The sequence below is a fragment of the Vibrio sp. 10N.222.49.C12 genome (assembly GCF_041475025.1).
Lineage (GTDB): Bacteria > Pseudomonadota > Gammaproteobacteria > Enterobacterales > Vibrionaceae > Vibrio > Vibrio crassostreae_C.
Genome location: NZ_JBFRVF010000035.1, coordinates 1 through 13,348 on the forward strand (window position 1 = coordinate 1; position 13,348 = coordinate 13,348).

At 44.7% G+C, this 13,348-nt stretch carries 8 protein-coding genes; 7 read left to right on the top strand and 1 reads right to left on the bottom strand.

Annotation, left to right across the window (positions count from 1 at the left end; all coding sequences use genetic code 11):
- Nucleotides 1–458: 458 nt before the first annotated feature.
- The 3 genes from AB4583_RS12585 to AB4583_RS12595 all read left to right on the top strand — a co-directional run bounded on the left by AB4583_RS12585 (nucleotide 459) and on the right by AB4583_RS12595 (nucleotide 5,366).
- The gene (locus AB4583_RS12585; protein ID WP_017062132.1) at nucleotides 459–2,393 is read left to right on the top strand and encodes a PrkA family serine protein kinase; all 1,935 of its coding nucleotides are present in this window, start codon (nucleotides 459–461) and stop codon (nucleotides 2,391–2,393) included.
- A gap of 127 nt (nucleotides 2,394–2,520) precedes the next feature.
- Nucleotides 2,521–3,792 (top strand): YeaH/YhbH family protein, encoded by a 1,272-nt coding sequence (locus AB4583_RS12590; protein WP_017062133.1) that lies wholly within the window; start codon nucleotides 2,521–2,523, stop codon nucleotides 3,790–3,792.
- Between the two features lie 11 nt (nucleotides 3,793–3,803).
- On the top strand, nucleotides 3,804–5,366 hold the full coding sequence (locus AB4583_RS12595; RefSeq protein WP_372117544.1) for a SpoVR family protein: 1,563 nt from the start codon (nucleotides 3,804–3,806) through the stop codon (nucleotides 5,364–5,366).
- A gap of 191 nt (nucleotides 5,367–5,557) precedes the next feature.
- Here AB4583_RS12595 and sohB read toward each other — a convergent pair whose 3' ends face one another.
- On the bottom strand, nucleotides 5,558–6,619 hold the full coding sequence (sohB, locus tag AB4583_RS12600) for a protease SohB (protein WP_009849001.1): 1,062 nt from the start codon (nucleotides 6,617–6,619) through the stop codon (nucleotides 5,558–5,560).
- A 143-nt stretch (nucleotides 6,620–6,762) separates the two neighbouring features.
- Here sohB and AB4583_RS12605 point away from each other — a divergent pair, with 143 nt between their 5' ends.
- From AB4583_RS12605 to AB4583_RS12620, 4 genes are all read left to right on the top strand, one after another.
- Entirely contained in the window at nucleotides 6,763–7,503 is a 741-nt protein-coding gene (locus tag AB4583_RS12605) for a YciK family oxidoreductase (protein WP_372117547.1), read from the top strand.
- A 317-nt stretch (nucleotides 7,504–7,820) separates the two neighbouring features.
- The gene (gene imuA, locus AB4583_RS12610) at nucleotides 7,821–8,528 is read left to right on the top strand and encodes a translesion DNA synthesis-associated protein ImuA (protein ID WP_372117550.1); all 708 of its coding nucleotides are present in this window, start codon (nucleotides 7,821–7,823) and stop codon (nucleotides 8,526–8,528) included.
- Between the two features lie 3 nt (nucleotides 8,529–8,531).
- Nucleotides 8,532–10,001, top strand: a complete 1,470-nt coding sequence (locus tag AB4583_RS12615) for a DNA polymerase Y family protein (protein WP_017067210.1) — start codon at nucleotides 8,532–8,534, stop codon at nucleotides 9,999–10,001.
- A 113-nt stretch (nucleotides 10,002–10,114) separates the two neighbouring features.
- On the top strand, nucleotides 10,115–13,207 hold the full coding sequence (locus tag AB4583_RS12620) for an error-prone DNA polymerase (protein WP_372117553.1): 3,093 nt from the start codon (nucleotides 10,115–10,117) through the stop codon (nucleotides 13,205–13,207).
- Nucleotides 13,208–13,348 lie beyond the last annotated feature (141 nt).

Below are 13,348 nucleotides of genomic sequence, written 5' to 3' on the forward strand. Positions count from 1 at the left end.
AACTACCTTGAAAAACACCGGCAGCGTCAAATAACGCAGTAACCTTCTAGAGTATCAATTTACCATTTCAAACATAATGAGAATCAATAACGACTTTTTTGATAAACCATTCTCACATTCTCTTGTTATTTTCTGATAGCCAAGCGCATTAGACCGTTCATCATGCAAGATTATCAATAAGGCTCGGCTATGTATCTAACATACATAAATCCAGCACGGGTATTATTAAGCAACCTAAAATCTCAAAACAAACGACCAGATCCCCTCGAATGGAAAATAATTTGATTCTACGCGCCTCAAGTTGCCTATTGCGCTCGCCACGTTTTTCACACGCAAAATTGTAAATAAATACATAATTGTTAAGCAAAATTGTGGAAGCGGTCTAACCTTAAAATGTAGGGAGAGCCTATTTTTCAATCGCTCGTCAGTTTTGACTGGTTAACAAGGGGAATGTGACTATGAGTATCTTTGACCACTATCAATCACGTTATGAAGCAGCCAAGGAAGAAGAGCTGACATTGCAGGAGTTCTTAGGGCTGTGTAAAGACGATAAAAGTGCTTACGCTAATGCTGCCGAGCGCTTATTACTAGCCATTGGCGAACCAGAGGTTATTGACACTGCTCAAGACCCTCAACTGAGTCGTATTTTCTCGAACCGTGTCATCTCACGCTACAGCGAATTTAAAGATTTCTACGGTATGGAAGATGCGATTGAACAGATTGTTTCTTACTTAAAACATGCTGCGCAAGGTTTAGAAGAACGTAAACAAATCCTTTACCTACTTGGCCCTGTGGGCGGTGGTAAATCTTCTCTCGCTGAAAAACTCAAAGCCCTGATGCAGAAACTACCAATCTATGTATTGTCTGCTGACGGTGAACGAAGCCCAGTAAACGATCACCCATTCTGTCTATTCGACGTTAACGAAGACGGCGACTTATTGAAGAATGAATATGGCATTGAGAAACGCTATCTTCGCTCAATTATGTCTCCGTGGGCAGCAAAACGTCTGCACGATTTTGGCGGTGATATTTCCAAATTCAAAGTCATCAAACTGCGCCCTTCTATTCTCGATCAAGTTGCGATCGCGAAAACGGAGCCAGGTGATGAAAACAACCAAGATATCTCGTCTCTGGTTGGTAAAGTTGATATTCGTAAACTTGAACACTTCTCTCAAGATGATCCTGATGCCTACAGCTACTCTGGTGCGCTTTGTAAAGCCAACCAAGGTGTGATGGAATTCGTGGAGATGTTCAAAGCGCCAATCAAAGTATTACACCCTCTACTTACGGCAACACAAGAAGGTAACTTCAACGGTACCGAAGGGCTTTCTGCACTGCCATTTGACGGTATGATTCTCGCTCACTCGAACGAATCTGAGTGGCAGACCTTCCGTAACAACAAAAACAACGAAGCATTCCTCGACCGTGTGTACATTGTAAAAGTCCCTTACTGTCTGCGTGTGTCTGAAGAAGTTAAGATCTACAAGAAACTGCTTGAGCACAGTGAGCTATCCCAAGCGCCTTGCTCACCAAGCACACTCGATCTGCTATCGCAATTCAGCATTCTTTCGAGACTAAAAGAGCCTGAAAACTCATCTCTATTCTCTAAGATGCGTGTTTACGATGGTGAGACTCTAAAAGACACCGATCCAAAAGCGAAGAGCTACCAAGAGTACCGAGATTATGCTGGCGTTGACGAAGGCATGTCTGGGCTATCAACGCGTTTCGCCTTTAAGATCCTGTCTCGTGTGTTTAACTTCGACCAAGCCGAAGTGGCCGCGAACCCAGTGCACCTGTTCTACGTTATTGAGCAGCAAATCGAACGGGAGCAGTTCCCTCAAGAGACCGCCGAGAAGTACCTAGAGTTCTTGAAAGGATACCTAGTGCCACGCTACGTAGAGTTCATCGGTAAAGAAATTCAAACCGCTTATCTAGAGTCTTACTCTGAGTACGGTCAGAATATCTTCGACCGCTATGTCACCTACGCAGATTTCTGGATTCAAGACCAAGAGTACCGCGACCCAGAAACAGGCCAACTATTTGACCGTGCTTCTCTGAATGGTGAACTAGAGAAAATCGAGAAGACAGCCGGTATCAGTAACCCTAAAGACTTCCGAAATGAGATTGTGAACTTTGTGCTTCGTGCCAAAGCCAACAATAACGGTCAAAACCCAGTGTGGACGAGCTACGAGAAACTGCGCACTGTGATTGAGAAGAAAATGTTCTCTAACACAGAAGAGCTACTTCCTGTTATTTCGTTCAATGCTAAGACCTCAACGGATGATCAGAAAAAACATGACGACTTCGTTGCTCGTATGATGGAAAAAGGCTACACCGAGAAGCAAGTGAGACTGCTATCTGAGTGGTACCTAAGAGTTCGTAAATCCTCATAACTAAACGGTATTGAGCTGCTCAACTGAGCAGCTCGTATAAACCAATAACTTTTATACCTTAGTAAATCAATAACTCTTATACCCGAATAAAAAGTAGCATCGCGACATCAGCTGAGAGGGAGTTCTTATGGCACAATTTATCGATCGGAGGCTCAATGGCAAAAATAAGAGTGCTGTGAATAGACAGCGTTTCTTACGACGCCATAAAGAGCAAATCAAAGAATCTGTGGCCGATGCAGTTAACCGACGCTCAATCACCAATACAGAAACAGGTGAAGACGTCACTATTCCCCATAAAGACATCAAAGAGCCGAACTTTCACCAAGGTCAAGGCGGCGTAAGAGAGCGCGTTCACCCAGGTAATGATCAGTTCATCACTGGCGATAAAATCGAACGCCCTAAAGGTGGTGGTCAAGGTGGTGGCTCAGGCCAAGGCGACGCAAGCCCTGATGGCGAAGGCCAAGATGAATTTACCTTCCAAATTTCAAAAGATGAGTATCTTGATATTCTCTTTGAAGATTTAGCTCTACCTAATCTAGAGAAAAATCAGGTCAACAAAATCACCGAATGGAAAACTCACCGCTCTGGTTACCAAAGCGCGGGGATTCCATCCAACATCGCTATCGTTCGTTCACTACAGCAATCTCTGGCTCGTAGAACCGCGATGACAGCAGGTAAAAAGCGCGAGCTTAACCTACTGATGGAACAGCTTGACCAAGTTAAAATGACGGAGCCGGCACAACCTTTTGAGGAAGGTCGCCTCAAAGAAGAGATTGCCGAGTTACGTAAAAAGATTGAAAGCGTGCCGTTCATTGACACCTTCGACTTACGTTTTAAAAACTACGAGAAGCGCCCTATTCCATCTAGCCAAGCCGTGATGTTCTGTCTAATGGATGTATCGGGCTCTATGGATCAGGCCACAAAAGATATTGCGAAGCGCTTTTATGTTCTTCTGTATCTGTTCTTAAATCGCACCTACGAAAACGTCGATGTTGTGTTTATTCGTCACCATACTCAGGCTAAAGAGGTCGACGAACATGAGTTTTTCTACTCACAAGAAACGGGTGGCACCATTGTTTCAAGCGCACTGAAACTGATGAAGGAAATTGTCGCAGACCGCTACCCTGCTAATGAGTGGAACATCTATGCAGCACAAGCCTCTGATGGCGATAACTGGGCTGATGACTCTCCTCGCTGTAAAGAGTTACTGGTCAATACGCTTCTGCCAACTTGCCAATATTACTCTTACATCGAAATAACACGCCGCTCTCATCAAACACTTTGGCACGAATACGAAAAACTCGAGAGTAGCTTTGACAACTTCGCCATGAAAAACATTAAAACGGTGGATGATATTTTTCCTGTGTTTAGAGAACTGTTCCAGAAAGAGACAGCGTAAGGGAGTTTGCCATGACAGCGAAATCAAACGTTGCAGAGAAAAACAAAGCTGCAAAAAAGAAAAACGACAAGATGCTGCCTGATGGTCCAGATTGGACGTTCAACCTCTTGGAGAAATACCACGTAGAAATCAAACGTGTTGCGCAGCATTACCGTTTAGATACTTACCCAAACCAGATTGAAGTGATTACTTCAGAACAGATGATGGATGCCTACTCGAGCATTGGTATGCCTATCAATTACAACCACTGGTCTTTTGGTAAGAAATTCATTCAAACCGAGCAAAACTACAAGCATGGCCAAATGGGCTTGGCATACGAAATCGTAATCAACTCCGATCCGTGTATCGCTTACCTGATGGAAGAGAACACGGTCACAATGCAGGCGCTGGTAATGGCTCACGCTTGTTATGGCCACAACTCTTTCTTTAAAGGCAACTACCTGTTCCAAACATGGACCGATGCCAGTTCCATCATCGATTACTTGTTGTTTGCTAAGAAGTACATCAGTGGTTGTGAAGAGAAATATGGTGTTGCTGAAGTCGAGCAGCTCCTTGATTCTTGTCACGCACTGATGAATTACGGCGTAGACCGATACAAACGCCCTGAGAAGATTTCCATTGCAGAAGAGACAGCAAGACAAGAAGAACGCGAAGCTTATCTGCAATCTCAAGTGAATGACCTATGGCGAACCGTTCCTCAAAATAAAAATAAGGAAGAAGAGACCAAGATCCGCTTTCCTAGCGAGCCTCAAGAAAACATTCTCTACTTTATCGAGAAGAACGCACCACTGCTTGAACCTTGGCAACGAGAGTGTGTTCGCATCGTTCGCAAAGTGAGCCAATACTTCTACCCTCAAAAACAAACTCAAGTGATGAACGAAGGCTGGGCAACCTTCTGGCATTACACCATTCTTAACCACCTTTACGACGAAGGCTTGGTGAGTGATAAGTTCATCTTAGAATTCCTACACAGCCATACCAGTGTCGTCGCACAACCTGCCTACAACAGTCCTTATTTCAGCGGGATAAACCCTTATGCGCTTGGCTTTGCGATGTTTAGAGACATCCGACGCATCTGTGAAGAGCCAACCGATGAAGATAGAGAGTGGTTCCCTGAGTTAGCCGGAAGTGATTGGTTAGAAGCGGTGCACTTTGCGATGCACAACTTCAAAGATGAAAGTTTCATCAGCCAATACCTTTCTCCAAAAATCATTCGAGACTTTAAGCTGTTCTCTGTACTCGACGACGACCGTAAAAATACCATTGAGGTGAGTGCTATTCATGATGATCCGGGCTATCGCCTGATTCGTGAGAAGCTTGCGGCGCAATACAACCTAAGTAACCTTGAACCAAACATTCAGGTGTTTAATGTCGATGTTCGTGGTGACCGCTCAATGACACTGCAATATGTGCCTCACGACCGCATCCCGCTTGATAAAGGCTACGACGAAGTGATGAAGCATCTCTATCGCTTGTGGGGCTTTGATGTGATTTTGGAAGAGCTCAAAGATACGGGTCATAGAGAGATTCTGACTACTTGTCCAAAACGTAATGATTATGGAGCCAAGATTTAATATCAATCACAGTAAGTCAGTGTTTGGTATAAAACTCCGCTCCCCCTACAACATAGTGGTCACCAGCTCGGAAGTGGAGCAATAAAAAAACGCATAAGTCTGATGACTTATGCGCTTTCTTTTTAAGGCTCAAACGTCTGTAAATGAACGTAAGGCACCAAGCCTAGAACTAGAACTAGAACTCAATAAGCTTAAACAATCGGCTTTTGACCGCGTTCAATCAGCTTCATCAACACGCTGTCTGCAGATTTACCTGCCACGCCCGCTAGTTTGTCTGAAAGCTTTTTCTTCTGTACGTAGTGGATCGCTAGAACCGTTTTGTCCTTACATGCCGCTACGACTAAGTCATCAGAAGTGCTGATCTCATCCACCAGTCCAAGTTCATGTGCTTGTGTACCAAACCAGTGTTCACCCGTTGCTACTTTTTCAAGATCTAACGCAGGACGATGGTCACGGATGAAGTCTTTGAATAGGCCATGTGTCTCTTCTAGCTCTTCTTTAAACTTCTCACGTGCTTTATCGCTGTTCTCACCAAACATAGTAAGCGTGCGTTTGTACTCACCCGCCGTTAGCTGCTCGAACTCAATATCGTGCTTTTTAAGTAGTTTGTTGAAGTTTGGCAGTTGAGCGATAACACCAATAGAGCCAACAATAGCAAACGGTGCAGATACAATTTTGTCTGCGATACATGCCATCATGTAACCGCCGCTTGCCGCCACTTTGTCTACCGAGATAGTCAGAGGCAAACCTGCCGCTTTGATACGATCAAGTTGAGAAGACGCTAAACCATAGCCGTGAACCATGCCACCGCCAGACTCAAGTTTCAGCAATACTTCATCACCTTCACGAGCCACAGCCAGAACCGCCGTTACCTCTTCACGTAATGAAGCCACTTCTTTCGCATCAATGCTGCCGTTAAAATCAAGAACGAATAGATGTGGTTCACGCTTACTATCAAGCTCACCCTCTTTCGCTGCTTTCTTCACTTCTTTACCGCGTGATTTTACTTTCTCTTTTTCCGCTTTCTTTTCTGCTTTATCACGGGCTTTGATGAAAGCATCATCGTGTAGATGGTGCTCTAGTTGTTCAATCGTCTGTTTATGATGTTCAGATAGGTTCGTGATTTCCAGCTCACCTTTAATCGCGCTTGATTTCCCACCCACAGATTTAGCAATCACTAAAATTGCGATGATGGCGATTACAACGGTCGCAATCTTGGCTAAAAACAAGCCGTAGTCCAACAAAAATTCCAATGTCATATCCCCTATTGTATGAATTAGTGTATTGTAACCATCTTGTCACGATTACCAAGAATTTCTCATCATTCCTGCGGTTATCTGTGTGATTAAACATCAATGGAATGACGAACATAATAAAAGAAAGAAGGATAAGCACAGTGGATTACCCAATCTCTACAGATGCCCTCAAAGATAAAGTAATTTTGGTTACAGGTGCCGGTGCTGGCATTGGTCGCCAAGCAGCACTAAGCTTCGCTCAACATGGTGCAACTGTCATTCTGTTAGGCCGCAATGTTAAAAACCTTGAATTCATTTACGATGAAATCGAAAGCGCTGGTTACCCACAACCTGCGATTATCCCATTGGATTTAAAAGGTGCGACAAAGCAGAACTACGTTGATATGGCTGAAACCATTGAATCACAGTTCGGTCGTTTAGACGGTCTACTGCATAATGCTGGCGTTCTTGGCACTCTAAGCCCGTTTGAGCAGATTGATGAAGAAACCTTTGATGATGTTATGCAGATCAATGTGAAATCTGAGTTCTTGATGACTCAAGCTCTGCTACCTGCACTTAAAAAAGCAGAAGCAGGTCGTATCGTATTTACCTCTTCAACGGTTGGTCACTCTGGTCGTGCATTCTGGGGCACTTACGCAATTTCTAAGTTTGCTACCGAAGGTATGATGCAGATCCTAGCGGACGAGCTTGAAGACACGAACATCCGTGTTAACGCAATCAATCCAGGCGGCACTCAAACACGTATGCGTGCAAAAGCGTACCCAGGAGAAGATGCGAATAAGCTAAAAACGCCACTCGACATCATCCCACTGTACCTACACTTAATGAACCCAATTGTGACAGACATTAATGGCCAATGTATCGATGCTCAACCTAAGTAACTTGATATCATTGACCAATAGTAAAAAGTCGCTTCCATAGCGGCTTTTTTTTATCTAAATCAATCAACTAACACTGATACCAATCGTAGTAAATAACTGGTCATCCTAGCTTGTTAAAACACTCGATAACGGCGTTAGAAATTTTGATTGTAGAATAACTACTTATCGAAAATTTCTGCCTTGTTCTCAAGCATTTTTCCTGCGCTATTTATGATCACTTACTTACTGTGATTGGTATTATTCCCCTAATTTTCGTCATTTTGCTTTGCATCTTTTCCATTGTTAAATATACTGTATAAATACACAGGTATTTAATTATGCATGAACTAATAAAAAACTTACAAGACCGCCAGCTAATCTGGAAAGGGTTACAATCAACAACGCAAGGAAGCACCACTTCAACAGGCTATCCTCAACTGGATAAACAGCTTGATGGCGGCTTCCCGACGCACGGCGTTATTGAAGTTGAATCACAACAAGGGATCGGCGAGCTTCGCCTCCTTACGCCCTATTTATCTCAACAAAACTCGCAAAAACTGGCCATATTCATTAATCCGCCAGGGAAGATCTGTGCCGAGTTTTTTAGCGGCCAAGGCATTGAATTAGAGAATATTCTTGTTATCCAGCCTCAACGCGATCTCGATGCGTTGTGGGCGGCTGAGCAGTCCCTCAAAAGCGGTGCTTGTCACTCTGTATTGCTATGGGGAGCCGATCTAGAAATACACCAAACCAAGCGCTTACAAGCAGCAAGCGAAACCGGTAAGTGCCTGCAGTTTCACTTTAAAGCCACCAGCCATAATCAACTATCCCTACCCGTTTCTTTAAGCATGAAGCTGTCTTCTCACGCCCAAGGATTGAAGGTAGAGGTAACAAAAAGAAAAGGCAGCTGGTCGTATGGCAGCTTTATTCTAGACATGACACACTACTGGCCGTTACTCACAGAGAAAGTCGTTTATGAAGACAATTCAGACCGCGCTTTGTCTGGTAACACTGTGCTGGCTTTTCCTATTGCGAAGCAAGGCTAACGTATGTTGTGGCTTTATCTGCACTTTCCATCTCTGCAGTTGGATACCTTGTTTAACTCTAATGAATTGGGTTCGAGCGAAGACTCACGCGAACAACCTATTATCATCGTGGATGAAAAAGATCACCATGTACTGCAAGCAAACCCAGCTGCGCTGCAATCGGGAATTTCGCTTGGTATGGGCTTAGGGTCTGCAGCAGCTTTGTGCCACAACTTACACGTCCACCCTTACAGTATTGAACTGGAGAAAAGTAAGCTTAAAGAGATCGCTCAATGGGCGTATCTGGTCACTTCCGACATGGCGTTATTGCCACCTAATGGTTTGTTGATTAAAGCCTCTAACATGCTGTCACTTTACGACGGGCTAGATAACTACTGGCATGAGCTCAAAAGCCACTTAGAAACGCTCAATATCCAGTTCAGCTTCGCTACGGGTTATTCGCCGCTTTCTGCGATCCTTTTGGGTAAGCAAGCGATCAACCAAGCAACAAACAATATTGAGCAGATGAAAACTTGGGTCAATCAACAAGCATTAATTTCCAGTGAGCTACCGACAAAGCAAGTGGAACGCCTGAACCGTGTCGGTATCAATACCGTTGAAGACTTATTAAAGCTGCCTTTGCAAGAGGTCGCACGCCGCTTTGATATCGACTTGGTGAATTATGTCGGTCGCCTTAACGGCCAGTTCAAGCACCCGATTGATTTCTATCATCCACCAGAGAATTTCCAGCAATATTTGGAGCTATTGTTTGATATTGAAAACATCCTATTTATCGAAAAGCCGTTGCTGAAATTACTGAATCAACTCGAATGTTTTTTGAAGCTACGCGATCGAGTGGCTTTCGAGTTAACTCTGACTTTACACCTAAGAGATAAAGACGATCACCCTGTCTCTTTTTATTCGGCACAAGGTGATTACCTTGCTGAAAAATGGGCGAACCTTACTCATCTCACCTTAGAGTCACTCAAGCTCACCGCACCGGTTCAAGGACTGACCCTCAGCTTGGTTCGTCATGGAGAACCCCAAATGGCCTACCATGATCTTTTTGATGGTAATACCGGAACACTTGCCGCGTTAGATTTGCTCTCACTACTGCAAGCAAAGCTTGGACAAGCCTGTATTCAAACACCAAAAATACAGCACGACCCAAGGCCAGAAAAGGCCAATCAGTATTCGCTCCCAACACTGAGTAAGTCTGTGACAAAAAGGCAAGCGCCCTCAAGGAGCGAGCAACAAACCACAGCTCTCAGCGTCGTTCAACAGCGGCTCAGGCCCAGTATTTTACTGCCAGAGCCCGAAGCCTTAACCGAAAGCGTCACCTTATCTCAAGGCCCAGAGCGCATTGTGTCTGGCTGGTGGGACGGAGAGAAGGTCATTCGTGACTACTTTATTGCTCACAGCGAAAACGGTCGGTGGCTCTGGATATTTAAAACGCCAGATAAACAGTGGTTTTTGCACGGCTTATTTAGCTAGTCGGTAAGAACGTAAGTCAGCAAGAAACTTTGTTAGCTCCTCCGTTCTACTTATTCAATTTCAGCGTCCCTTTTCAATCATGTTCACTCGCAATGGTTAAGTGAGATTACGTTATGTCTCAGCAATACTCAGAGCTTTTCTGTCAAAGTAATTACTCCTTTCTAGAGGGAGCTTCGCATGCGGAAGAGCTTGTTTTACAGGCCGACTTCTTACGTTACAAAGCACTCGCGGTTACTGATGAGTGCTCAGTCACGGGCATCGTTAAGGTTCACTCTGCAATCAAGCAACATAAACTGTCACTCAAGCAAATTGTCGGGAGCATGTTTTGGTTAAATGAAGAGTGCCAAGTGATCTTGATATGCCCAAACAGACAAGCCTACGCCGAGCTGTGCCGTATAATTACCAACGCGAGACGTCGTAGCAGTAAGGGACATTATCAGCTCTCTGAGTGGGATATCATGTCGGCTAAGCACTGCTTTATTCTTTGGCTTCCTCAACAGAAAAATGAAGACGCACACTGGGGGCAATGGCTCTCCCAGCATCATTCAGGTCGGTTGTGGATTGGCTTACAACGACACCTAAAACAAACCGACCAGCAGTACACAGATTACTGCGTTGAGCTGTCACAACATCACCAACTGCCGATTACAGCTTGTGGTGGTGTGTTGATGCACAATGCGAATCGCTTACCCTTGCAGCACTCACTCACTGCGATTAAATATCAAAAACCCATTACCGAAGTGGGCAGTCACTTACTCGCTAATGCAGAACATTGTTTACGGAGTATCAATAAGCTCTCTCATATCTTCAAAGCGGAGTGGCTAGAAGAGAGCAACCGCATCGCTGAGTTGTGTGAATTTGATTTAGATAGCTTACGATACGAATATCCCAGTGAACTGATTCCTCAAAGTGAGACACCCATGAGTTATCTGCGCATGTTGGTCGAAAAGGGAAAACGAACTCGCTTCCCAAAAGGTGTACCTGACGACATCCAACAAATCATAGATAAAGAATTGGGATTAATTGACGAGCTTGACTACCCTTTCTTTTTTCTCACCATTCACGACATCGTGATGTTTGCTAAAAGCCAAGGCATTCTTTACCAAGGTCGAGGTTCAGCGGCCAATTCCGTGGTGTGTTATTGCTTAGAAATCACCTCAGTCGACCCAAGGCAGATTTCAGTGCTATTTGAACGTTTCATCAGTAAAGAGCGCGATGAGCCGCCCGATATTGATGTCGATTTTGAACACGAACGCCGTGAAGAAGTTATTCAATACATCTATCAAAAATACGGTAGAGAAAGGGCTGCACTTGCCGCAACGGTCATCTCTTATCGCTTTAAAAGTGCGGTAAGAGATGTCGGTAAAGCATTAGGGCTACAAGAAACCCAGCTCGACTACTTCATCAAGAACACCAACCGTAGGGACAAAAGCCTAGGTTGGCAGGCTCAGCTCACTCAATTGGGTCTACAACCTGATTCTTTGAAGGGGCAACAGTTTATCCATTTGGTGAATGAGATTATCGGCTTTCCACGTCATCTGTCTCAGCATGTGGGCGGCTTTGTGATCTCTTCTGGGCCCTTGTATGAATTGGTTCCCGTCGAGAATGCCGCGATGCACGATCGAACCATTATCCAATGGGATAAGGATGATCTAGAAACCTTAGGCTTGCTGAAAGTTGATGTGCTCGCGTTGGGTATGCTCTCTGCGATTCGTAAATGTTTCGACCTGATCAAACGTATTCACGGGCGATCACTGACCATTGCTGAGATCACTCGCCTTAAGGATGATCCTCAGGTTTACGGCATGATTCAACGGGCAGACACGGTCGGGATATTCCAAATTGAGTCACGTGCGCAAATGAGCATGCTGCCAAGGCTGAAACCGAAAACTTATTACGACTTGGTGATTCAAATCGCTATCGTACGCCCAGGTCCTATTCAGGGCGATATGGTGCATCCATTTCTCAAGCGTCGAGATGGCATTGAGCCAATCAGTTATCCATCTAAAGACGTGGAATCAGTACTGTCGCGTACCTTAGGTGTACCTATCTTCCAAGAGCAAGTGATTAAACTCGCGATGGTGGCTGCAGGGTTCACTGGTGGTGAAGCAGATCAACTCAGACGCGCAATGGCCGCTTGGAAGAAAAATGGCAACGTCTTTAAGTTTAAAAACAAACTCATCGAGGGAATGCAAAAGCGCGGCTATGAAACAGAGTTTGCCGAACAGATCTTTAAACAGATATGCGGCTTCGGCGAGTACGGATTTCCGGAAAGCCACTCGGCTTCGTTTGCGGTGTTAGCGTATTGCTCAGCTTGGTTGAAATGCTACTACCCTGAATGTTTCTACGCTTCTTTGTTGAACAGCCAACCCATGGGCTTTTATAGCCCATCACAGTTGGTACAAGATGCACAGCGACATAATGTGGTGATACTTCCGGTATGTGTGAACGCTTCTCAAAACGACCACACGGTTGTCTCTCATCAGAATGGTCTAGCGATTCGCTTAGGGCTGCGACAAATCAAAGGGTTCAGCGAGCATGGGATTCAAAGCGTGATCGCCAATCGTCCACCATCCGGTTATCGCCACCCTAGCCAGGTGAAACAGTTATCGATGAATAAGAAAGATATCGAGCTACTGGCATCGGCCAATGCGCTACATAACGTCTCTGGAGACCGCTTCCAAACTCGCTGGGCGATAATGGATTCCGCGTCTGATCTACCTCTGTTTAGCCAGGTCTATGACGATACTGAGGATGAGCATGGCGAACACACACTGAACAAGCCCAACGAAATGCAAGATCTACTCGAAGACTTCACCAGTGTCGGAGTTTCACTGAACAAGCATCCAATCACTTTGCTCGAAGAAGCGGGACGATTAGGTCGATTCACACACATGAAAGATTTAATACAACAAAGACACAAATCGATGGTCACCGTTGTCGGATTAGTCACAGGAAAACAATCTCCCGGAACCGCGGCAGGTGTCACCTTTGTTACGCTGGAAGATAGCACTGGCAATATTAATGTCGTGGTATGGGGAGCAACCGCACGCGCTCAACAGCAAGCTTATCTCACAGCCAAGGCGTTAAAAGTACAAGGGATATTAGAAAAAGAAGGTGAAGTCGTGCATGTTATCGCGGGAAAACTTATCGATATTACCGATGAAATTGTTGGCTTGAAAACCAAATCTCGGGATTTTCATTAGCGAAGTACCAACTGTTCTCAATCGATCATTGGCTAAAGAAAAGAGAGAAAGAAAAACGAAAAAGGGAAGCATCCTCTTCCCTTCAATTCCAGTTGTTGAGTTATGACTCAACTTCAGCTTCCGTACGTCTTTTCTTAAATT

Bases quoted from the DNA above. Each gene is read 5' to 3' on its own strand.
- AB4583_RS12585 (WP_017062132.1), top strand. From the start codon at position 459: ATGAGTATCTTTGACCACTATCAATCACGTTATGAAGCAGCCAAGGAA.
- imuA (WP_372117550.1), top strand. From the start codon at position 7,821: ATGCATGAACTAATAAAAAACTTACAAGACCGCCAGCTAATCTGGAAA.
- AB4583_RS12595 (WP_372117544.1), top strand. From the start codon at position 3,804: ATGACAGCGAAATCAAACGTTGCAGAGAAAAACAAAGCTGCAAAAAAG.
- AB4583_RS12620 (WP_372117553.1), top strand. From the start codon at position 10,115: ATGTCTCAGCAATACTCAGAGCTTTTCTGTCAAAGTAATTACTCCTTT.
- AB4583_RS12590 (WP_017062133.1), top strand. From the start codon at position 2,521: ATGGCACAATTTATCGATCGGAGGCTCAATGGCAAAAATAAGAGTGCT.
- AB4583_RS12615 (WP_017067210.1), top strand. From the start codon at position 8,532: ATGTTGTGGCTTTATCTGCACTTTCCATCTCTGCAGTTGGATACCTTG.